This window comes from Oculatella sp. FACHB-28 (assembly GCF_014696015.1).
Lineage (GTDB): Bacteria > Cyanobacteriota > Cyanobacteriia > Elainellales > Elainellaceae > JAAUTN01.
On the sequence record NZ_JACJPJ010000065.1, the window covers coordinates 97133 to 118510 of the forward strand.

A 21378-nucleotide genomic window follows, 5' to 3' on the forward strand; every position below is an offset into this window, starting at 1 on the left:
TTCTTGATGAGGGACTACCAAAATTGGCCCACAATCAGTTTGTCAGCCGTCTGTAGTTAGTTTTTCGGCTACGCCTTTTGTGCGATCGCATAAAAGGCAGTTTGTTTTAGCCTAAAGGCGTTGTTGTAACAAAGTTTTAAGCTGATGCAAGTTACTTTTTATTCTCGAAGCGTGAGGGCGATCGCCATTCTGCTTGGTGCTGCCGGAATCGCAGCCGCAGCCAGCGCTCCTCTACTCGCACAAACCCAACCCGCACCTGCTCCTACTGCACCGGGTACGACCACCCCTGGAGCGGGCACCCCTGGCACAACGGAACCGAGTACAACACCACCAACCACAACCCCCAGCCCCGACGCAAACACACCTGCAACAGAGCCGCCTGCTGCTCAGCCAGCACCAACTCCCGACGCTGCAACGCCTCCAACTTCTAGCAATGCTAGCCTTACCGAGTTGCTGCAACACGTTTCTACCCAACAAGCTCCCAGCGGCAATTCCTTTAACACCCTGGCACAAGCTGTAGCAGCCGCAGATGTAGCGCCTCTACTGCAAAATGCTGGTGGCCCCGTTACTATCTTTGCGCCCACTGATACTGCCTTTGCAGCATTGCCCGATGGTGCCCTTGAGTTTCTGCTGCGTCCCGAAAACCGCAACTTGCTGAGACAAGTTTTGGCTTATCACGTCGTTCCGGGTGAATTTACTTCCAGCCAGCTTCAGACTGGAGCAATCTCCACCCTCAACGGTGGCATTGCTGTCCGCGTTACTCCTGAACGCATCGTAGTGAATGACGGTAGTGTGATTCGGGCAGATATTCAGGCTAGTAATGGCGTAGTTCATGCCGTTAACCGAGTGTTGCTGCCCCCTCAAATCCGTCAGCAGCTAACAACTGCACTGAACGCGCAGTAATAGAAACCAGAAGAACTAGAGTTTCCTTGAGGGCGAAGCATTTGGGCAGCAATTCCCGACTCACTTTAGAGTCTGCCTGACAGATGCTTCGCCCCTCCATCTGTAGCCTCTTTTCAGAGAAAGATTATTAGTACTACACCAATTCAAGCGAGAAATCCTCACCTGCTATAGCCGAGGTGTTGATTTAGAATCAGATCAACGGCTTCGCTCAGGCAGAATGCATTTCAGGTATTGAGGAATGTAGACTTGAGGACTTTCCTATCAGTAGTGAACTGCATAGCAATTTTTAAGCGACCTAGGAGCATAATTCATGGTGAATAAGGTGCAAAAAACTGACCAGGAATGGCAGCAGCAGTTAACCCCTGAGCAGTTTAAAGTAACCCGCAAAAAAGGGACGGAAAGAGCCTTCACAGGGGAATATCACGACAACAAAAAGCCAGGAATTTATCGCTGTGTTTGCTGTGACGCTGAATTGTTTAGTTCAGACGCAAAATATGACTCTGGCACGGGTTGGCCAAGTTTTTGGGCACCTTCGAAGGAAGACAATATCGGCTACGAAGACGATCGCGCTTTGTTCATGCGTCGAACTGAAGTTCTTTGTGCTCAGTGTGATGCCCACCTGGGTCACGTCTTTGATGATGGACCTCAACCTACAGGACAGCGTTACTGCATGAACTCAGCGGCTTTAAAGTTCGAGCCAAAAAGCTGACCCTAACTTAGGATTCAGAAAAGCAACTTAATGAAAAGCGCACTCTTCCAGGGTGCGCTTTTTGTGACTGATTAAGGGTTTACCTGAAAATAAACCTTGAATTCACTAAGATTCAGAATCGCTATAGAATGAGAAATTCCAACTTAACCCGTTACTCGTTGCAGTATTCAATTCATCCACCCAGCAAATTTATTAAAACTCATTTAGACCAGCTTTTACCAAGTTGGTCTGCCCCAGTTTCGTCAGTATTAATTGTTATTCAACCTTGTGAGCTGGCGTTGGTGGATCGAACGGTTGAAACCGAAATTCATAAATTTCAACTGCGGCAAAAGGTTACTGAACTCGGCGACAAAATCGTCACTCAGCTTCAGCAGGATGGGTATTTTGCAGATTTGTTTGATCCGCGAACAGGGCTGCCCATGTTTTCAGTTTCAGGGCAGCTCCGGTTGGATGATGTGGCAGTGATTCGCTCAACGTTGGGCTACTCCGTGCTAAATCGAGGGGGTTGCCGAACGATTGAGCATCCAATTTGGGGCAGTGCGGTTTATCCTTCCATTCTGGTTACGTCTGCTTGCTCAACAAGCCTGGAACGGGTTGTGAAACTGCATTTAGACAAGCTCGAATGTGCGTAAGGCAATTTTATTGCTCTGCGAGTCTCATATCTTGAAAATAAGCTCCGGGATCTTGAGCAACCCAGCCTAAGTCAGAATTGGAGCGAATTTCAAAATGCAGGTGAGGGTTGGTCGCGACTCCTGTGTTGCCAACCGTGCCAATGCGATCGCCTGCTCTAACGGTTTGACCCACTTCCACGTCGATACTGTCGAGTTGGGCGTAGCGAGTTTGTAAACCCTGACTATGGTTAATCACAACTAGATTGCCGTAATTACCTTGGTTTGACGCAAAGGCAACGGTGCCTTCACCTGCTGCTAGCACGGGTGTTCCTCGGTCAGCAGTCAAGTCTACTCCACCATGAAAGGCAACATTGCCGTTATCAGAGTTGAGCTGCCAGCCATAACCTGTTGAAATAAAGGCAGTTGCAGGCAAAGGATATTCCCTTAACACGCCATCCACTCGTGCGGGCGTACCCGTTGCAGTTTGGTTGGGCGACCAGTTGACACCGGGCACAAAGACAACACGGGGAGCCTCCTGACAGCCATTCACCTCAAACAAAACATCGGCTCGCGTGCCGTACAGTTCTGCCAAATCTTGCCAGGTGCTTCCTGCTGGCACTTCCACTCGGATACCGTTATACGGTGGAACCAAAATCTCAGACCCCACAGGAGCATTCCCATCCCGCAGCACAGGATTCATTCCCATTAGCGTTGCTGGAATCAAGTTATAGCGCTGCGACAAGCTGGTCAAAGTTTCGCCCGCAGCGATGCGATGGCGGGTCACACGAGACAAAGCTGGTTCAGGACAGAGCGTATCGCCTTCAGCCTCAGAGCTAGTTGGAGAAGCAGTTTGCGGCTCAGCTTGTTTGCTTGACGAGTGAGTTAACCGAGCAGCATTCTGATGGGTCTGATAAATCTCTTCAAGTTCTAGAGAATTCTGAATGGCAGAGGTAGGATAAGGAATGCCAAGCGTTGAGCGATCAAGCTTGCCCACGGCAAAGGATTGCCTGAACGAGGCGGCGGGTTCGCCTACTTCGAGCTGATAAGGGTTTGATGCGGCGAGAGATGAGGTAGCCTGTCCTGCCCCGACCAGAGTCAAAATCCAGAGCAGTGCGGGAAAAGTGAGGCAGCGCGACAAATTCATACTCGAAACCCAAATGAAAACGACAAAGCATTTGCCTCGCTCAAAATGCATCTCTTACGAGTGCGGGTTGAGAGGTCTAAATCACTTCACTGCATTTAGCAGACAGAAGTTCCTCATAAAATTTTGACAAAACTTTTTGGTTATGGGGTTATGTAGTGTGAATTGCGAGTTTCAATTTGGTTAGATTGGAGTCAGCAAAATACTGCCATCGCGGGAATCAACAGCGGGAACTAAGAGTATGGGCTTCTCACTAAAGCAATTGGGCATTTACGCAGCTTTTCTGATTGTCGGAGGAAGTGCAGGCTGGGCGGGCGGCTACTATCTCAATTCAGAAAATCGCTCCGATCGCCCAGAAGCAGTTCCGGCGGCGCTGGAGTCTCCAGCTCAAGAAAGTTCCCAGCCGACCGTTCGCATTGTTGAGCGAAATAACCCTAACTTTATTGCTGATGCGGTTGAGCAAGTTGGCCCTGCTGTCGTACGAATCGATTCTTCTCGCACGATCGCTAGCCGCGTTCCCGATGCGTTCCAAAATCCTCTCTTGCGCCGCTTTTTTGGAGACGAAGCCCCATCCATGCCGCAAGAACGGACTGAGCAAGGCACTGGATCAGGCTTCATTTTGACCCCAGACGGCCGGTTGATGACCAACGCTCACGTAGTAGAGGGGGCAGACACGGTCACTGTCACGCTGAAGGATGGACGCACCTTTGACGGGGAAGTCGTTGGGGTTGACCCGGTGACTGATGTCGCGGTGATTAAAATTGAAGCAACCGAGCTGCCGACAGTGAGAATTGGCAGCTCTCAGAACCTGGTGCCGGGGCAGTGGGCGATCGCCATCGGCAACCCTCTCGGCTTAGACAATACCGTCACTGCTGGCATCATCAGCGCTACAGAGCGGTCTAGCTCTCAGGTTGGCGTTGACAAGCGAGTCAGGTTTATCCAGACCGATGCAGCAATTAATCCTGGTAACTCTGGTGGTCCCTTGCTCAATGACCAGGGTGAAGTAATTGGGGTTAACACTGCCATTCGCGCCAATGCTCAAGGGTTAGGGTTCGCCATCCCGATCGAGACAGCCCAAAGAATTGCAGACCAGCTCTTCGCCAATGGTGAAGTTCAGCATCCCTACCTGGGCATTCAAATGGTGGACTTGACCCCAGAGCTGAAAGAACGGATCAGCCAGGAAGAAGGGCTTGCTTTAGATGCCAATCTTGAAAAGGGGGTACTCATCATCGAGGTGATGCAGGATACTCCAGCCGCCCAGGCAGGTTTACAGCAAGGAGACGTGATTTTGAAGGTGAACGATACGTCTGTAGAAACGGCTGTAGATGTTCAAGACCAGGTTGAGACTAGCAGCGTTGGAGAAGTTCTGGAGCTAGAAATCAATCGGAATGGTCAAGTTCAAACCATTCAAGTGCGTCCAAGTGCGTTTCCGGCTGACCAGCTTGGCTAGGACGGGTAGAACGCTGAGATTTATGGATCGCTGTAGCTGTACAGGCTAGAACAAAAAAGCGGGGAGAAAAGTAAATTTCCCCGCTTTCCTTGTTGTTGAATCTTCAACGGAGACTGCACATCGCATAAGCGAACAAAAGCTATCGTAGAGCCGCGTGCGTGACTCCGATAGGCTCCCAGAACAAAATCTTAGATATGCTTCAATCTCGCTAGCTTCGCTTAGAACAGAGAATCAGAGGAAGATTCCCCATTGCCAGATTCACGATGTAGCGAGAGCGAGCTGCTGATGCTGTCTTCTAGCTCCATACGCTGCTCCATGCGGCGCAGGAAATAGCCTGTCATCATTGCAGATGCTAGTAGTCCGGCTAAGTTTTCGCGGTCAGTAGTAATTTGGACGTTGAATGTTTCTGATGGCAAAACTCCTACTAGTCCCTGGACGTTCTGAGAAATAATCTGCTTAATCTCAGGGCTGACGGACTTTGCAACTCTTGCCAAAACTTCAGGCGACTGATGCTGGAGATACTTCAGAAGTTGATTCGCTTGGCTCTCTTCGGCACTGCCACTGAAAAAATTGGCGTTGTCAGGGTTAAAAACCATGGAGACCGTAAATGTCAGGTTTACTTTTGATCCATTGTGACACTGATATCTGATACTGTGACCCGTACTTTTGGGGGGAAACAGGGGAGAAATCTAAAATTTAATTTTTTAGCATCAAACCTTGACGGAAAGTTGATATCCACAGCTAGAACAAAAGCGATCGCTTCTATCAACTATGGCTCCGCATTGGCTGCAAAAGCGCTGAGTTTGAGCAGTCTGAGAAGCAGTTTCAGGAGCAGACGCGGATGCAGCAGCTGAACCCATTTTCAGCTCCATGTCTCTCATCCGCATTTGCATTGGATTCATGCTCATCTGCATATCACCCATATTCAAGTTCATGGGTGGCATTGGTTGCATGGATTCCATTGGCGGCATCGGCTTCATTGCTGGTGCGGATGGCTGACTAGCAGTTTGCTGTACCTGGATTTGTTCGGCGTTACTCAGATCAGGGCTATGGCTGAGCGGGCTAACGTGGCTCCCTTGGAGGTGAATCAGGCGATCGCCATCGCTCATAACCAACTTGACCACAATGCCTTGAGCCGTCCGAAACACTTGAGGCGGAGCCGTCAAGCTGCCCTGAAAACTGCTGCTAGATTGTTGCTGCTGCCCCGGACTGCTGCTAGTTAGCGTCAGGACAACTTGCATTCCCTGGTCATCCAGGTAAAGGCTCTGACCCGCAGCTAATTCACAGGAGTAGATCATGGATATTTTGGCAAAGGGCTATAGATTCATTAGAGCAGATTTATTAGAACCTGATTTAAGGGTGGCGATCGCTAACCGCAAAAGAAATCATCTAGTGTAAAAGGGGTATCCGAGGCAAATTTGACTCTGGCAATTCCTACAGCCGTTAATTCCAGCTTGTGCTGAGGCAGGGGATCAACGGTTTGTCGCTGTTCCTGTACATATTGACGTACGCCGGTATCGCTTTGGGCAATCACTTTACCATCAGCGTCAAACGCCGTGAGCCTAACTTGTTTGGTACCTGTAACAAAAGCGCCAACGGTTTGGGTTGCGCGATAGAGATAAATATCAAAACTCAGCCCGTTGGTCATAGGCATGAGTACGACTGAGCCAGAACGAGGCAGAAAGGCGGGGTTAGAAGGCTGAAGGGCGATCGCTCCAGCAAACTTGATCCCTAATCCTGAATACTGGTCTCGGACTTGCTCAAAGGCTGATAAATCTTCAAAGTCGAGTTCAACACGTCCAAGTTGCAGGGGTTGAGCGGGTTCAGGCTGGATTAAACCAATCGAAACCGTAGGGCAATGCAACCGACTGATTAAGTTGGACTGGGGGGTGTGTGAGGGCGGCATAATCAAACTCTCAACGTCCAAATTGAGCTTCCTATCGAGGCTATACAGAGAGCTTTGAGAGGTTTCCGCACCAAATTTCTTTAGCTGTGGCAGTTTAACGATTGGACTCACTAATTTGGGTGAGACCTACATCAAACAACCAAAGCAGTGTCTTGAAATGCCTAGCAGGACAGGCTTTAAGCCATTCTAAAAATACTCACACTCCACTCACACCTATCACAATTTCGTATCTGATGGCGGTCAACAAATCACGCTTTTAGCTTCTGAATGCCTCAACCTAACTCAACTCGTTTACTAGTCTTTTAAGGAGCAAACTGTCTATTTTTTATTGGTGACGAAGGAAAACCGAAATTTGGTTCCTATTTTTTTACGTCTTTGGATACAGATTAAGGCTCAAACAACTTTTCAGCTTCACCAGACTGGACAAAAACTTGCGGGTGCCCGCAAACTTCTATTCAATCCTTAGAGTTGTACAATAGGACGGTTGTATTCTGCGACACGAGCCTTGATTGAGCGTTATACCCTGCCTGAGATGGGCAACTTGTGGACTGAAACGTATAAATTGAAAACCTGGCTACAGGTCGAGATTGCGGTCTGTGAGGCCCAAGCAGAATTGGGCTACATTCCGGCTGAGGCAGTAGAAACGATCAAGGCGAAGGCGGATTTTGACCCCCAACGGGTGTTAGAAATTGAAGCCGAAGTTCGCCATGACATGATCGCGTTTCTGACCAACGTGAATGAGTATGTCGGAGACGTTGGGCGCTACATTCACCTGGGGCTGACCAGTTCTGATGTGCTGGACACCGCGTTGGCGCTGCAATTAGTCGCTAGCCTGGATGTGTTGCTGGGTCAACTGGAGGCATTGATTCAGGCGATTCGCTATCAGGCGCAGCAGCATCGGGATACGGTGATGATTGGGCGATCGCACGGCATTCACGCTGAGCCAATTACCTTTGGGTTTAAGCTGGCTGGTTGGCTGGCAGAGGTGCTACGCCATCGCGACCGCCTCTGTCGTCTGCACAGCCAAATTGCAGTGGGCAAAATTTCGGGAGCGGTGGGTACCTATGCCAATATTGACCCGCAGGTTGAAGCGATCGCCTGTCAAAATTTAGGGCTAGAACCTGACACCGCTTCAACCCAGGTCGTTTCGCGCGATCGCCATGCCGACTTTGTGCAAACGCTGGCGTTAGTAACCGCCTCGATAGAGCGATTTTCAGTCGAAATCCGCAACTTACAACGTACCGATGTCCTGGAGGTGGAAGAATTTTTTGCCAAAGGGCAAAAAGGCTCCTCAGCCATGCCTCACAAGCGTAACCCCATCCGCTCTGAGCGCTTAACTGGAATGGCGAGAATTGTTCGAGGACACGCGGTTGCTGCAATCGAGAATGTAGCCCTGTGGCACGAGCGAGACATTTCCCATAGCTCTGTTGAGCGAGTCATCTTGCCAGATGCCTGCATTTTGACCCACTACATGCTGGTAGAAATCACCGATCTGGTGAAAAATCTGCTGGTCTACCCGGAAAATATGCAGCGCAACATGAACCGGTACGGCGGTGTAGTTTTCAGTCAAAAGGTTTTGCTTGCTCTGGTCGATAAAGGACTGAGCCGAGAAGAAGCTTATGCGGTCGTTCAATCTTGTGCCCATACTGCTTGGAACACCCCAAGCGGCGATTTTCATGCGTTGATTACACAAAACCCGACCGTCACCGCCCACCTATCGGCTGAAGAAATCGAAGCTTGCTTCGACCCTCAACAGCATCTAAAACATCTAGACACCATTTACCAGCGGCTAAATATTTAGCTTTGCGAGTTAAGGCTAAATCATAGGTATAGAAGCAATTTTCGTACCCATGATTGAGCCACCAGTTTTACATCTAAACAGAACGTAAAGGAGGATAGAGCTAAGCTCTATCCTCCTTTACGTTCTGGCCTAAACCAACTTCGAGACAGAGCGACAGACGGAAGGGCACTTCCAGTGTGAGGAGACCTTTTCCATCTGTTACCACTTCTCAGAGAAACGGTATTATGCCTGACTCAAGCAACCAGCACCATACTACCTGGACGAATTAAACCCGAATAAATTCAATGTAATCGACCCGCGCGGCCTCTCCGCCCGCAAAAATTCCTTCAAGGTTAATTGTCGAGTTGCGGGAAACACTAATACCGCTGGCGATTTGTCGTTCTACAAACGTCTGAGAAGTCGCAGTAGTGCTACCCAAGTTCTGGTCAAAATTCCAGCTGTCGATCAAGGTATTGTTAATCTTGACTGAAAGCTTAGCTACTCCATCATTCTCATCAAAGTAGCCAACCACAATGTTGTATGTACCAGATGGACCTGTGAATAGTCGAGAAGCTTGACCTGGAGTGCTTTGCTGTCTCACTCGAAGCACTCTTCCACCCGAGGCAGTGGTAACACTTCTTTCAACAAAGTAGGACCCGTCTGAAGTGAAGGTTTCTGCTTCAAACCTCAAGCTTTGAGGGTTAACCTGAATACTCCCCAAGGTAGCCGCTACATTGGTGTTTCCATTGTTATCCGCGATCTGATTTGCAACCAGTGACACTTGGTAAGCGCCCGTCTCATCTGCTCCCCAACTGCTTCCACCTGGAGCAGAAATGCGGTAGGTGGCTGTGAGTCCATTAGCACCAGTTTGAGATCCAACGTATTCTGCAAGTTGGTTGTAGCCGTTGGGTCCAGTTACCCGGACATCGTCCATTCCAAGGGTTGTGGCATCAACAGAACCATTGTCCTGATACGTTACGGTGAACAAGTGATTTTGTGCGCCGCTTTCGATTGTTCTCTCACTACCTAAAAGTCCAATCGGCGGTAGCGCCGCTTCATTCACTGTAAATGAGCGTATTAATCCTGGTTGGACAAAATTACGGGCGATGTCGCTGACCTGGTTGGCGCGTAGGCTGATGCTGTAGGTGCCATAGTCATCTGGATCAAAGCGACTGTCTGGAGCGCTAATGCGGTAAGTCGCCAGGGTGCCAGTGCGCCCCTGCTCAGCGCTGACAAACTGCACGTTGAGCGGAGTTGGTCCGCCAGAGACAGCAAGATCAGCTGAATCGATCCTAGGCAAGCTGATATTGTTTCTATCTCTATAGTTGACGCGTAGGGTGTACTCTCCAGGGGCAGTGATGGCTCCACTAACAAAAGATACAGTTGGAACATCAACCAGGAAGTCCTTTAGCTTGCGTGGGGCGGCAAAAGCTCCAAGTGTATCTTTAACCTGTCGTCCCTGTAGAGAAATTGAGTATCGACCATTCTCATTTGCGCTCCAAGCTCTGTCCCGCGCAGTAATGCTGTAGGTTGCGATCGCCCGTGTATTCTTGCTTCCTGCAACAAATTTTGCTGGACTCACCAGTCGAGCAAATTGTCTAAACTTATTTCCAGCAGTAACGAGAATGTTCCTAGATCCAATACTTCTAAGGTTAATACCGCTACTGTCAGCGTAGGTTACAGAAAACGTTTTGGTTGCGCCAGTTGCTCTCTCAATATTAGTCACCGAAACACGTGCTAGAGGACCTGTGTTAGCTCTGGCAGCACTGGAGCGATGCAGATTGGTCGTGGTTGAGGAACTGAGGCTGCTAGCGCGCTCTGTATTGCTGTAGCTGCTTGCAGTTGCTTTTTCAATGGAAGATCGAATATCGGATGCCATGTACTGGGAACCTACCTTTGCAAGTTATACAAGTTCTTGGAGACTAAATTCACCTGTAAGCTTTTGCATAGCAATATTCCGCCTAGCTCCTGGTTAGTGCTTTTACAACTGAGGCACTGTAGGAGAAGACGAGATAACTTGCTTAACTCAGGTGGAAAAATGCTGAAATGCCAACTTTTAAGTCAGCAAAAGTGACACGGGAGATGATGCCCCTGAAACCGTTAATAGAAGACCTACACCGAACTTACAGCGAATTTTGTTGAGCAGAGTATGACGTAAAGTGAAGAATTTTCTGCCCTTTTCAAAATCACTGAGTTACCAGTGAAATCACTGTGGGTTTCGTATAAAAAAAGAAAATTTAGCTTGGCATTACGTAACTCCACACGGATGTCGAGTTTTAAGGTAGCCAATGCATACGCACTATTGCTAGGGACAAAAATGTATATTTACTTACTCTTTACGTCTCACCCGTTTTAGCTCTCTTACGTATGAAGCATGAGTGAAGAGATCTGGCTGTAACCTAAGTCTAGACAGCCATTGCAGATTACTCAGGTGTGGAGGCTGGAGTCTGTTCGGGCGAGGGAGCGGGAGCGGGAGCGGGTGAGGACTGACTCGGAGAATCTTCAGTAAGGGGTGGAGGAAGCTCTTCTACTCCTCCAGTCGCAAGTTGGTTAATCTGGTCTTTGTATTGGGCGGGAGCTAGAGAGGCAGCGGTGGTAAACAGGGGTTGGGCTTCGGTATCTTTGCCTTGAGCTTGCAGCACCAATGCTTTTGCTAATACTGGGCGAAAGTCCTGGCGATCGCTCTGAATTGCCTGTTCGTAGACCGCGATCGCTTCATTGTAGCGATCGCTCTCTGCATAGACCTGCCCCAACAATAGCCGCACTGAGGTCAAGTCAACGCTACCGGCTTGAATTTGATTCGCCTGATTTGCATTCCGCAGGGTGTCCTGCAACAAACCAATTGCTGCCTCCGGGCGCTCTTGTTCAATCAGTAGAGCGGCAAGCCCCTGGAGGGCATAGATATTTCCGGGTTGGGTTGTCAAAATGCTGCGATAGGCTTGGGCAGCTCCTTCGCGATCGCCAACCTGCTGCTTTGCCTGTGCCAGCAAAATCGTATATTCGGGTTGAGTTGGGTTGAGTTCTGCAAGTTTCTCCAGCGGGGCGATCGTTCCCTCAACATCACCTAACTCCCGCCGAACCCTCAATAGATTGCGAAGTGCGGTTTGGTTGTCGGGTTCATCCTCTAATACCAGTTCATAACCCCGTGCCTGCGCCTCCAAGTCTGATGTTGGGGCATTAGCTGGGGCATTAGCTGTGGTAGGGGTGGTTCGCAGTAGCCCAACGAGCGGCAAAATCGCTAGCCCGACAAAGCAGAGTACTGCAAAACCCATGATTAGATTGATGATCCAGCGATTGCGTTTATCAAACACACAACTTTCCCAAACTCTACTGTCATTCTGCCATGATTAACTACATCTACCTTGCTCGATAAAAATCCCTGACGATGGCGATCGCGCCCGTATAAACAAATTGGGTGTCACCGAACACTAGCCTCATTTCTTTAGCAAGGTAGGTTTAGTGTGGATGCTAACCTAGTGTTTAATCTGCACTGGTATCTTGCTTTAGTGGTTAATGGTGGACGGGCAGGTTTCCACCGCAAGGAGGTTTTAGTGAGTCCTTCTCAGAACCAGTTCCCTAATTCATCTCAATCGGCTTCCTCCCCTGAGCAGCCTGAAAATCAGGCTGCTTCTAGTCCTTCACCTGAACCTGCAAATTCAGCAGAAACCAGTACGAATAATATGGATCAGCAGCCCAACGCAACCCTTGAAAGCGCTCCCCCTACTGTTTTAGATGCTTCAGAAGCAATGTCAGAGGAAAATCTGGAATCAGAGGAAAAACCCAAGGCAATTCCCCCGCTAATGCCTCCAAAGCCAGCGCCAGCGCCAGCACCTTCAGTTGCGGCGGCTGATTCAACCGTGTCCAAACCAGCGTCAGCACCAACCCCAGACCTCTTGCCGATCGAGGCATCTGAGATCAGTTCTGAGGGCGATGATGCGGAAGACGTTGATAGCCAGATCGCATCCATGCGACAGCAGCCGATTCCGCCTGCTAGCGAACCGATGCAATATCGGGCGATCGGACTGGTGCGGGGAAGATACGAACCTTCGGACGAGCAGTTTACCCGAGGCTTCTTGCATACAGAGGACGGGACTGCAATTGATGCCGTTCTGTTAGGGCGTGTGATGAGCCTGGTCAAAAAACATGTTGACCTAGAGCAGCCTCATCTGTGGGTAGTGTATCCTCGGACGCGAGAAAAAAATACCAATCTACACGTGCAGATTGTGGGCGTTTGGGAACCTGAAAAATTGAATAAAGTGGAAGGCTCTGAAGTTGAAGGTTCTGAGCAACCTGCGAATACTGAGGAAACTGCTCTGTCGGGTAGCGCTCAAGTTGAAGCGGATGCATCAGCGATCGATTCTCCGGGGCATGAAGATGGCTACTTCTCCATTCGTGGTGAGGTGCTGTTTCAGTCTCAGGAAGATCAGCGGCTAATCGTCAAAATTCAGCAGTCTCCCCGCCGCGGAGACAGTCAGGGCAGAGCCTTTAAGCTAAACTTGGAGGGCGTTCTAACCGGTAAAGCAGTAGGCTATTTCTGGGATTTACAGGTACAGCGGCAAGAGAACCTGCTGGTTGTGCAAGACGGCACTATGATCGGTTTAGTCCCGCCCAAAAAACGCCAGGACAGTAAAGGCGGTGGGGGGCGCAAAGGTGGACGACCGATGGCCGGTGGCTACGGCAAAAAGCGGTGGGAAGGTAGCCGTGAAGGGCAGCGTCCCTCACGCGGAGACAAGCCAGTCGGAGCCCCCCCTCAACGTCGGGAACCACTCGCCAAACCGATTAAGCGCCGAGACAATAGCTCTCAGTCTAATCCCGGCTGATAGCGTCTCATAGGCATTGCGATAAAAACCATAAAAATTTGAGCGTGAGAACCATAATTCTCACGCTCAAATTTTTATTTATTGGATTACAAATCACAAGGTTGTAAGAGGATGTCTCCTGCGGCGTAAAGACATCCTCAGCATTCTAGCCGTGCTCGTCTCTCTGCCTGCCGATACCAAGCTGTTTCTTGGAGTCTTTAAGCTTTTTCCAGAGCAACTCGATCTGTTGAAAAGACTCGATAGGGGTGAGTTTTCCGCCAGTTTCAAGATTAGAAATGAGGCTTACACGCTGAGCAAATTCCTGTAGGTTGGCATTAAAGACCAGGTTTTCTGGCTTGACTTCACCGTGGTAGCGACTGTGGGGGTAGAGAAAGTTGGAAAGTTCGTCCATTGCTGCAATTTGCTCCCATAAATTAAAGTTTTCAGGCTTTTCGATTGGTTTTTCATTATAGGGGTATGCCTTAAAACCGCATTTCTAGAATGCCTGAGACATACCTTGAAGGATGTAACTTCATGCACGACTAAAGGGAGGGTATTTTATTAACCCAATCTTAACCAGATTTTAACCCTAACGATTACTTATACAATCTTTCGTAAGCAAGATACTTACTGAGAGAATTTTGGTATCGAGGAACACGTTGAGCGGTGGGTTAATCTCTGGGAACTGTAAGCAACCCCCTTTAGCTAAGTTGTAAATTCAATTTAATTTAGATCAAGAAAAAGCAAATAGAGGCGATCGCTTAAATTTTCTCTGCCACCAACTTTCGTTCTACGTGGAATTAGGTAGAACCAGAGTTGGAGATAGCAATAAGACTCAGTGCTGTTGGTTGGTGAACCAACAGCGCTGACTTGTCAATAGGCTGAGCATCTGGTTACTCGACACTTAAGCGCGATCGCGCTGCTGCAATTGCCTGCCTTACCTGATCAAAGCCGGTGCCGCCGTAACTGTTGCGGGCAGCGACAACTTGACGAGGGGCGATCGCCTCATAAATATCAGGCTCAAATGCCGGATGAAGCGTCTGCCATTCCTCGATCGTCAGGTCTTTGAGCAGCTTTCCAGCAGCAAGACTGGTTTTGACCACCTTGCCAACTAGATTATAGGCCTCTCGGAAAGGTACACCTTTAGTTGCCAAATAGTCTGCCACGTCTGTTGCATTAGAAAAGTCTTCCGCAACTGCTGCTGCCAGGCGAGGCACCCGAAATTCTAGCCCTTCCTGAAACAAAATTGTCATAGCTTCCAGACAAGTCTGTATGGTCTTAACGCCGTCAAACAAGGCTTCCTTGTCTTCTTGCAAGTCTTTGTTGTAAGCCAGCGGCAGTCCTTTCATCAACACCAGCATTGCCTGAAGGTGTCCAAATACTCGCCCTGTCTTCCCTCGCACCAATTCTGGCACGTCAGGGTTTTTCTTTTGGGGCATGATGCTAGAGCCAGTAGAGCAGCTATCTTTGAGGGTGATAAAGCCAAACTCTTCTGATGCCCATAAGATTACCTCTTCTGACAGGCGCGAGAGGTGAACCATGATCAGGCTAGTGGCACAGAGAAATTCGACGGCAAAATCGCGATCGCTAACCCCATCCAAACTATTGGCATAGACGCGCTCGAAGCCCAACAGTTCGGCAGTGTAATGGCGGTCGATGGGAAAGGTTGTGCCTGCCAGCGCTCCGCTACCCAGAGGCGAGATGTTGGTGCGCTTATATACGTCACCCAAGCGTTCACAATCTCGCTCGGCCATCTCTACATAGGCGAGCAAGTGATGTGCCAAACTTAGAGGCTGGGCCCGTTGGAGATGAGTATAGCCAGGAATCAAGGTTTCAATGTGTTGCTCTGCCAGGTTTAGCAACACACCCTGAAACTGGCGTAACCGTTGACAAATGAGGTGAATCTGGTCGCGCAGATAAAGTCGCGTGTCAGTGCCAACCTGGTCATTGCGCGATCGCCCCGTATGCAGCTTTTTGCCAACCTCGCCCAGGATGTCGGTTAGCCTGCGCTCCACGGCAAAGTGAATATCTTCTGCGTCAATGCCTGGGTGAAAGAACCCTTGGCGATATTCCTGCCGAATTTGCTCCAGACCCGCAACTAACTGGCTTCCCTCTTCTGAGGAAATGATTCCAGTCTGGGCCAGCATCGTGGCATGAGCCTGTGAGCCTGTGATGTCGTACTCGATCAGCGCAATATCAAACTCGATGCTGGCATTAAACCGGGCGATCGCCGGATGCAGCACCGATTCAAACCGTTGACTCCAGGTCTGTGGCTGAGATTCGTTACTCAAGTTAGCTGTCCTACCGTTAATAGCTGTCCTACTTTTGATGACAGTGAGCAATCAAACCCTATTCCCGAATTTAGCTCTAAATATAGGCATTTAGGCTTTGTTTAGCCGTAAGAGGTAAGACTGCGGATAAGATAGCCCAGAACTAGCCCAATGACCAGCGCCCAAGCCTGTCCAGATTCAATAAAGTTGTTGAAAGCACTGCGAAAATCAGCAAACACGTCCGTTTCAAACTGCTGAGCCAATAAGCTCCAGTCAATTGGAGACTGCCAGTAGCCCTGCCAGACCTCACTCCAATCGCTCACGCTAGCCAACCAGGTCGTTGCATCCTGCGCTAAATGAACTAGTAACATTCTCCCTCTAACCTCACACAGAACTTGTATTGATGCAGCAAAAGTTGCTCATCAATAAGCGTCGCAGATTTTTAGCCGTTGTAAAGCCTCAAGTTCAATTAAATCTGCTTAATCTGGAGAAATATAGCTTCAAGATACTGCTTTGGCTAGTTGGCGATCGCCCCATCGGGCTTAATCTGCATCACGATCAGCGTCATGTCATCATCAGTTCGGTGGTCTGCCCCCACGAACTGCTGCACTTGCTCAAATAAATGATCTTGAATTTGCTGGGGCGTATAGTGATTTTGGCAAGCCCAGTCAAACACACGGGTTAGATTCTCCTCATCAAAGCGATCGCCGCCCTGATTGGCTGCATCCGTAAATCCATCCGTGTAGTAAATAATGGTGTCCCCTGGATGAAGCTGCACCTGAGCATCGTGATATTGCGTATCCATATCCAGCCCAATCAGCATTCCCAACGTGTCTAACCGCTTAATAGAGCCTGTCGCGGCTTGCCAGAGCAAAGGCGGATTGTGGGCCGCGTTGCTGTAAGACAGCGTTCGGGTCGTGACATCGTATTCCGAGTAAAACAGAGTGACGAAGCGATTTGAGTTTTCTAAATCGCTATACATCACATGGTTTAAGTGCTGAAGAATCTGGGCAGGAGAGTGACCATTTAGCACTTCAGCCCGCAACATTCCCCGCAGCATAGTCATGATCAACCCTGCGGGAACTCCCTTACCCATGACATCGCCAATTGTCAGGCTCCATCGTCCTGCTTCGTTACGCCCGGTCTTGCGAGGACGGATCTGGTCGTAGTTCGTTGGGATGAAGTCGTAGTAGTCACCACCGACCCGACTGGCCGTTTGGCATCGTGCTGCTAGCTCGATTCCCTCAATGTTAGGACAACTCCGAGGCAGAAGCTGAAGCTGAATCTCTGCGCCAATTTCTAACTCGCGATCCAGGCGTTCTTTCTTCCGTAGTTCTACAGTCAGTTCATCGTTTTCGATCGCCACGGCAGTCTGGTCAGCTACCAGCCGGACTAGCTTCTGGCGCGTCTCCGTCCAGCTATATTCTGGATCTCGACTGAACACATACAGCCTGCCTCGTTCGGCATTCTTAACCAGAATTGCCGTACCAAAAAGCTGCACGTTTGCGCCAAGAGATTGACTGACTTGATGATCTAAAGCAGTCGTTAGACTTTGAGCCGGAGCAACTGTTTTTCCAGACGTAGGTGCAGAAGCGGTCATTTGACGAGTAGCTGCCTCTAACGCCTTACGAATATCCTGGCACTGGTTTGTATCTTGACAGTGCAACCGCTCCAAGCGCATTTGACCATTGGGCTTGAACAGCACCAGAGCGCCCCCATCAGCATCGGTGACACGGCTAGCAATCAGGGGTGTGAGTTCTAAAAACTGATTGAGATTGTTGAAGCTACGTAGCGCAAATCCTAAAGAACTGAGCAAATCCTGAATCTTGTTTTGCTCCCGATGCAAGCGAGCCACCAGTTCTTTCAACGCAAAAACAGGCGTAATGTCTGGCGAAGCAGTGCCGCCAGAGCGTTCAGAAGGTTGAGATGGCTGTCGTGGGATTGGAGCAGCAGTCATTAGAGAAATATTTCAATCAGGTGGTGAAGAGTATAGTCTGCGATAAAACAAGAATAGAGGACAGAGATTCAGGATTCTTTGCAAATAAGCGCTCACTACTTACAGTTCTACGCTTGTTAAAAGTGGGTCGAATGTTTGGATATAGATTTTAGCGAATGCGGCGGCGATCGCAGCATTACTTGTACCAGTTTCCACCCACTTCTTGTCTACGTGAATTCCTTCGATGTAGGGGTAACCACACCCTAAAAGCGATCGCCTGAAAAAATTTGGTAGATATTGCCAGTTCAATCAGCGGTTTCAAGTTGAAAGAGAACGAAGCAACTTCTGATAGGTAAATTGTGAGTGTGAGCCACAGCCCGCCGGAAATTGCTACATGAATGCTATTCTTAGCGCTAATTGTTTCTTCTGCCAATAGGTTGATGGGATGGTTTTTTGAGGTTTTGCAAAACCTTAAAGGTTTGATAGCCGATCAGAACTAGATTAGGAGCGAAATTTAAGATTTGTAGCCCCTGACCTAAGCGGTTGGCAAAAAGAGAGACTGGAATCCCTTTCGTCGCTCTCTAGGTGGTTCTGGTGTGATGTAACCCCAGAGGCTTTCCCAGTAGAAGAAAGAAATGCCGTCAAATCCCAGATCGCGTACCGCCTCAACCTGCTGCTGAATTTGGGCGATCGCAATCGGATTATTCCAGGTGCCTGTTAAGATGCCGATTCCCATCGGCACAAGCTGATGCATTTCTCGCATTGCGGGCTGCTCTAGCTCTGCAACGAAGCGATCAAGGTCATTCCGGTAAGTTTGTACGATCACTTCTCCCAGCCAACCCTGTCTGACCCAGGTTTGCCAATCCTGTAGATAGTGTCGATAGGCAAATCCGGGTGAGTTAGGTGAGAGTGAAATCAAGCAGTTTGGCTTGGCAATTTTGACTGCCAAAAAGATTCGTCGCATAAAGTCACCTAGCTTGTTAGCCCGCCAGCGCATCCACTCTTCGTCTAAAGGATCGTCAGGAGGAGAGTTGCCCTGGTGTTCCTGGCGGTAAAGCTGGGCTGTGAAGGGGTCGTACCCTAGCTCAACCGGCAAGCTAAAGTGGTCGTCTAGCTGAATTCCGTCTACGTCATAGCGGGTTACCACTTCCAAAATCAGATCCAGCAAAAATTTCTGAACCTGGGGGTGGAGTGGGTTAAGCCAAACTAGCTGATGGCTGGACTGTTGCCGCACCAGTTGGCGTAGTCTAGAACGACGAGACTGCCAGAGCGTCTCAGGGGTGTCGGGTAAACCCAATTCTGCGGTGCCTGCTTTCAAGACCTGGCTCCCATCCCTATATTGGGTCAGCCACTCAGGATGACGTTTTACCAGAGATGAGCGCCTGGGAGCCATGAACCCATATTCAAACCAGGGAATAACGCGCAGGTTTCGCTGGTGCCCCTGCTGGATAAACGTTGCCAGTAAACTGCGTCCAATTCGCGTTGAGTGCAGCAGGGGAAGCTGAGTTTCACCAGTGGCAGCCTGAGTGACGGAACTGGGATAGGTGGTGTAGCCGCGATTCCAGACGACTGGGTAGAGCGTGTTGAAGTTAAGCTGGGCAAGCTGATTGACGGCTCGACTCACGCCTTGGGGTAAAAACAGCACGCCGCTGGCAACGTTGGTTAGCCACACGCCCCGAATTTCACTGGAAGGTGCGGAGATGGCTTGAGGAATTGCAGGACGGGTGACGACCAGGAGCGCCAATCCGGCACTCAGGAGGTAAGTTAACCAGCGAGGCAGTTTTCGACGCATGAGCTTATTGTAGGGCGTAGGCGATCGCCCCTTTTAGAGAGCGATCGCCCAGACGATTCATCAGGTTTCTCCAACCGTGAATAGTTTTCCCTGGGAAGAAGCAGAAATTGCAAAGTAGGGGTTGGAGGAATGAGGAGTTGGGACTGAGAGGTTACGGATTGGGGTTGGGGAGTGGTTGGGATTGCCTATGATTGAGGAAAGGGCGATTGGCTAGACATTTTGGTTAGACGTTATTGTTATGCAATTTATTGATCAGGCGGAGATTGAGGTTCAGGCGGGCGATGGCGGCGATGGAATAGTCGCTTTCCGTCGGGAGAAGTATGTGCCTGCTGGTGGCCCTGCTGGTGGGAATGGCGGCAATGGCGGTTCAGTGATTCTGCAGGCGGTTGAGCATTTGCAAACGCTGTTGGACTTCAGATACGCCCATCGGTTTAAGGCGGAGAATGGAGAACGGGGCGGACCTAAGAATATGACAGGCGGGGCAGGGAGCGATCGCCTAATTGAAGTACCTTGCGGCACAGTTGTGTATAACGTAGAAACAGACGAAATTTTGGGGGATCTGACCACTCCTGGGCAAACCCTCTATGTTGCTAAAGGCGGTAAAGGTGGACTGGGGAATAAGCACTTTCTTAGCAATCGTAACCGAGCGCCAGAACATGCGCTGCCGGGATTGCCAGGAGAAACTCGGTTGATTCGCCTAGAGCTAAAATTGCTGGCAGAAGTCGGGATCATTGGACTGCCCAATGCCGGAAAATCGACGCTGATTTCTGCCTTGTCAGCAGCCCGTCCTAAAATTGCCGACTATCCTTTCACAACGCTGGTGCCAAATTTGGGTGTTGTCCGAAAGCCGACTGGAGATGGTACTGTCTTTGCAGACATTCCAGGATTGATTGAGGGCGCACATCTGGGTACTGGTTTGGGGCACGATTTCCTCCGACACATTGAGCGAACTCGTGTTTTGCTGCACCTGATTGACGCAACGTCCGAAGATCCGATCGGCGCTTATCAAACAATTCAGGCAGAGCTTCAAGCATACGGACGGGGCTTAGCCGATCGCCCACAAATTTTAGCGCTCAACAAAATTGACGCGGTTACGCCAGGAATGCAGGACTTGGAAGCGATCGCCACTGAACTCGAAGAACTGAGCCAAACAACTGTATTCAAAATTTCAGCCGTCGCCCGGATCGGACTAGATTCTCTGCTTCAAACGGTTTGGCAGTGCTTGGAGGAGGCGAAGGAGCTGGAGGAATCGGAGGTAGATGAGATGGTGTTGGAGCCTGAGAAACTAGGGGCTGGAGGTTAGGGACTGGAGGTTAGCAACATGGTGCAGTTTGAGTTGCTCGAACAATTGGGCAACTTTGGCTAAGTCTTTGTCACCCGGCAGATGTTCCACCCCGCTAGAAAGGTCAATACCGTCAGGAAAAACCTGGTTGAGAGCCTCTCGCACATTGCTGGGGGTAAGCCCGCCTGCCAAAAGCCAAGAGCAATTCGGGCGGAAGTTTTGCAAGCTCGACCAATCTAAGGTTTTTCCGGTACCACCGAGCAGTTTAGGGTGGTATGCGTCGAGCAATAGCGCATCAATACTGTCCGTGTAAGCGTTTGCTTCAGCCAGAGTCTCTGAACTGCGAACTCGGAGAGCTTTAAGAATTTCAATTTCTGGTAAGGCGGCTCGAAGCTGCTGGCAAAACTCAGGTGACTCGCTGCCGTGAAGCTGAACCGCATTGAGATTGGCGATTGCCACCACCTGACAAATTTCTACCAACGTCGCATTCGCAAACACTCCAACCCGATCAATTAATGCTCCAGTCAGGGGGTGGACGGGCAGATGATCGACTATCAGCCGAATTTGCTCAGGCGAAATGTAGCGGGGAGATTGGGGCACACACATAAAGCCAAGCGCGGTTGCCCCCATTTGGGCGATCGCTTTTCCCTGGTCTGGCTTGGTGATGCCGCAGATTTTGATCCTCATATTCTTAAAATTACGTACTTTTGTGTCAAATTAAGCGCCGACTGTTAACTCTTAAAACAAACCGTAAATTATGGTTCGGCAGATTTTTATAATCCTATTGCTTTTCTGACGA

The 21378-nt window shown here is 49.6% G+C and carries 20 protein-coding genes; 7 read left to right on the forward strand and 13 right to left on the reverse strand.

Annotated features, from left to right (window positions below; all coding sequences use genetic code 11):
• Positions 1–144 precede the first annotated feature (144 nt).
• The 3 genes from H6F88_RS13975 to H6F88_RS13985 all read left to right on the forward strand — a co-directional run bounded on the left by H6F88_RS13975 (position 145) and on the right by H6F88_RS13985 (position 2244).
• On the forward strand, positions 145–903 hold the full coding sequence (locus H6F88_RS13975; protein WP_190643356.1) for a fasciclin domain-containing protein: 759 nt from the start codon (positions 145–147) through the stop codon (positions 901–903).
• A 310-nt stretch (positions 904–1213) separates the two neighbouring features.
• The gene (msrB, locus tag H6F88_RS13980; protein ID WP_190643357.1) at positions 1214–1612 is read left to right on the forward strand and encodes a peptide-methionine (R)-S-oxide reductase MsrB; all 399 of its coding nucleotides are present in this window, start codon (positions 1214–1216) and stop codon (positions 1610–1612) included.
• Positions 1613–1740: 128 nt separating this feature from the next.
• On the forward strand, positions 1741–2244 hold the full coding sequence (locus H6F88_RS13985; protein WP_190643358.1) for a methylmalonic aciduria and homocystinuria type D protein: 504 nt from the start codon (positions 1741–1743) through the stop codon (positions 2242–2244).
• Between the two features lie 7 nt (positions 2245–2251).
• On the opposite strand, the gene H6F88_RS13990 is transcribed toward H6F88_RS13985, so the two are convergent.
• The gene (locus H6F88_RS13990) at positions 2252–3367 is read right to left on the reverse strand and encodes a M23 family metallopeptidase (protein ID WP_190643359.1); all 1116 of its coding nucleotides are present in this window, start codon (positions 3365–3367) and stop codon (positions 2252–2254) included.
• A gap of 238 nt (positions 3368–3605) precedes the next feature.
• On the opposite strand from H6F88_RS13990, the gene H6F88_RS13995 reads away from it, so the two are divergent.
• Entirely contained in the window at positions 3606–4814 is a 1209-nt protein-coding gene (locus H6F88_RS13995; RefSeq protein WP_190643360.1) for an HhoA/HhoB/HtrA family serine endopeptidase, read from the forward strand.
• A 218-nt stretch (positions 4815–5032) separates the two neighbouring features.
• Here the strand turns inward: H6F88_RS13995 and H6F88_RS14000 are convergent, their stop codons facing one another.
• The 3 genes from H6F88_RS14000 to H6F88_RS14010 form a co-directional block, all read right to left on the reverse strand.
• A complete protein-coding gene (locus tag H6F88_RS14000; protein WP_190643361.1) occupies positions 5033–5410 on the reverse strand; it encodes a DUF760 domain-containing protein in 378 nt (125 codons plus the stop codon).
• Between the two features lie 114 nt (positions 5411–5524).
• Positions 5525–6112 (reverse strand): zinc ribbon domain-containing protein, encoded by a 588-nt coding sequence (locus H6F88_RS14005; RefSeq protein ID WP_190643362.1) that lies wholly within the window; start codon positions 6110–6112, stop codon positions 5525–5527.
• A gap of 71 nt (positions 6113–6183) precedes the next feature.
• Positions 6184–6720: a hypothetical protein gene (locus tag H6F88_RS14010; RefSeq protein ID WP_190643363.1), complete on the reverse strand. Its 537-nt coding sequence runs from the start codon at positions 6718–6720 to the stop codon at positions 6184–6186.
• A 505-nt stretch (positions 6721–7225) separates the two neighbouring features.
• On the opposite strand from H6F88_RS14010, the gene purB reads away from it, so the two are divergent.
• A complete protein-coding gene (purB, locus tag H6F88_RS14015; protein ID WP_190643393.1) occupies positions 7226–8521 on the forward strand; it encodes an adenylosuccinate lyase in 1296 nt (431 codons plus the stop codon).
• A 265-nt stretch (positions 8522–8786) separates the two neighbouring features.
• Here the strand turns inward: purB and H6F88_RS14020 are convergent, their stop codons facing one another.
• The gene (locus H6F88_RS14020) at positions 8787–10379 is read right to left on the reverse strand and encodes a hypothetical protein (RefSeq protein WP_190643364.1); all 1593 of its coding nucleotides are present in this window, start codon (positions 10377–10379) and stop codon (positions 8787–8789) included.
• A 544-nt stretch (positions 10380–10923) separates the two neighbouring features.
• Positions 10924–11811, reverse strand: a complete 888-nt coding sequence (locus tag H6F88_RS14025; RefSeq protein WP_190643365.1) for a tetratricopeptide repeat protein — start codon at positions 11809–11811, stop codon at positions 10924–10926.
• A gap of 150 nt (positions 11812–11961) precedes the next feature.
• On the opposite strand from H6F88_RS14025, the gene H6F88_RS14030 reads away from it, so the two are divergent.
• Positions 11962–13320: a hypothetical protein gene (locus H6F88_RS14030; RefSeq protein WP_199333603.1), complete on the forward strand. Its 1359-nt coding sequence runs from the start codon at positions 11962–11964 to the stop codon at positions 13318–13320.
• Positions 13321–13465: 145 nt separating this feature from the next.
• On the opposite strand, the gene H6F88_RS14035 is transcribed toward H6F88_RS14030, so the two are convergent.
• The 6 genes from H6F88_RS14035 to H6F88_RS14060 form a co-directional block, all read right to left on the reverse strand.
• Positions 13466–13711, reverse strand: a complete 246-nt coding sequence (locus tag H6F88_RS14035) for a hypothetical protein (protein ID WP_190643366.1) — start codon at positions 13709–13711, stop codon at positions 13466–13468.
• Positions 13712–14192: 481 nt separating this feature from the next.
• The gene (argH, locus tag H6F88_RS14040) at positions 14193–15590 is read right to left on the reverse strand and encodes an argininosuccinate lyase (RefSeq protein ID WP_190643367.1); all 1398 of its coding nucleotides are present in this window, start codon (positions 15588–15590) and stop codon (positions 14193–14195) included.
• A gap of 101 nt (positions 15591–15691) precedes the next feature.
• Positions 15692–15940 carry a hypothetical protein gene (locus H6F88_RS14045; RefSeq protein ID WP_199314183.1) on the reverse strand — a complete coding sequence of 83 codons (249 nt, stop codon included), beginning with the start codon at positions 15938–15940 and terminating at the stop codon, positions 15692–15694.
• Positions 15941–16086: 146 nt separating this feature from the next.
• Positions 16087–17526 (reverse strand): PP2C family protein-serine/threonine phosphatase, encoded by a 1440-nt coding sequence (locus H6F88_RS14050; RefSeq protein WP_190643368.1) that lies wholly within the window; start codon positions 17524–17526, stop codon positions 16087–16089.
• Positions 17527–17625: 99 nt separating this feature from the next.
• Entirely contained in the window at positions 17626–17814 is a 189-nt protein-coding gene (locus tag H6F88_RS14055) for a hypothetical protein (protein WP_190643369.1), read from the reverse strand.
• Positions 17815–18040: 226 nt separating this feature from the next.
• Entirely contained in the window at positions 18041–19297 is a 1257-nt protein-coding gene (locus H6F88_RS14060) for a glycoside hydrolase family 10 protein (RefSeq protein WP_190643370.1), read from the reverse strand.
• 238 nt (positions 19298–19535) lie between these two features.
• Between H6F88_RS14060 and obgE the strand changes: the two genes are divergently transcribed.
• Complete coding sequence (gene obgE / locus H6F88_RS14065; RefSeq protein WP_190643371.1) at positions 19536–20600, forward strand: GTPase ObgE; 1065 nt, start codon at positions 19536–19538, stop codon at positions 20598–20600.
• Here obgE and H6F88_RS14070 read toward each other — a convergent pair.
• Positions 20583–21266, reverse strand: a complete 684-nt coding sequence (locus H6F88_RS14070; protein WP_190643372.1) for a phosphoribosylanthranilate isomerase — start codon at positions 21264–21266, stop codon at positions 20583–20585. The genes obgE and H6F88_RS14070 overlap by 18 nt on opposite strands.
• Positions 21267–21378 lie beyond the last annotated feature (112 nt).

Bases quoted from the DNA above. Each gene is read 5' to 3' on its own strand.
- H6F88_RS13975 (WP_190643356.1), top strand. From the start codon at position 145: ATGCAAGTTACTTTTTATTCTCGAAGCGTGAGGGCGATCGCCATTCTG.
- msrB (WP_190643357.1), top strand. From the start codon at position 1,214: ATGGTGAATAAGGTGCAAAAAACTGACCAGGAATGGCAGCAGCAGTTA.
- H6F88_RS13985 (WP_190643358.1), top strand. From the start codon at position 1,741: ATGAGAAATTCCAACTTAACCCGTTACTCGTTGCAGTATTCAATTCAT.
- H6F88_RS13990 (WP_190643359.1), bottom strand. From the start codon at position 3,367: ATGAATTTGTCGCGCTGCCTCACTTTTCCCGCACTGCTCTGGATTTTG.
- H6F88_RS13995 (WP_190643360.1), top strand. From the start codon at position 3,606: ATGGGCTTCTCACTAAAGCAATTGGGCATTTACGCAGCTTTTCTGATT.
- H6F88_RS14000 (WP_190643361.1), bottom strand. From the start codon at position 5,410: ATGGTTTTTAACCCTGACAACGCCAATTTTTTCAGTGGCAGTGCCGAA.
- H6F88_RS14005 (WP_190643362.1), bottom strand. From the start codon at position 6,112: ATGATCTACTCCTGTGAATTAGCTGCGGGTCAGAGCCTTTACCTGGAT.
- H6F88_RS14010 (WP_190643363.1), bottom strand. From the start codon at position 6,720: ATGCCGCCCTCACACACCCCCCAGTCCAACTTAATCAGTCGGTTGCAT.
- H6F88_RS14020 (WP_190643364.1), bottom strand. From the start codon at position 10,379: ATGGCATCCGATATTCGATCTTCCATTGAAAAAGCAACTGCAAGCAGC.
- H6F88_RS14035 (WP_190643366.1), bottom strand. From the start codon at position 13,711: ATGGACGAACTTTCCAACTTTCTCTACCCCCACAGTCGCTACCACGGT.
- H6F88_RS14045 (WP_199314183.1), bottom strand. From the start codon at position 15,940: ATGTTACTAGTTCATTTAGCGCAGGATGCAACGACCTGGTTGGCTAGC.
- H6F88_RS14050 (WP_190643368.1), bottom strand. From the start codon at position 17,526: ATGACTGCTGCTCCAATCCCACGACAGCCATCTCAACCTTCTGAACGC.
- H6F88_RS14060 (WP_190643370.1), bottom strand. From the start codon at position 19,297: ATGCGTCGAAAACTGCCTCGCTGGTTAACTTACCTCCTGAGTGCCGGA.
- obgE (WP_190643371.1), top strand. From the start codon at position 19,536: ATGCAATTTATTGATCAGGCGGAGATTGAGGTTCAGGCGGGCGATGGC.
- H6F88_RS14070 (WP_190643372.1), bottom strand. From the start codon at position 21,266: ATGAGGATCAAAATCTGCGGCATCACCAAGCCAGACCAGGGAAAAGCG.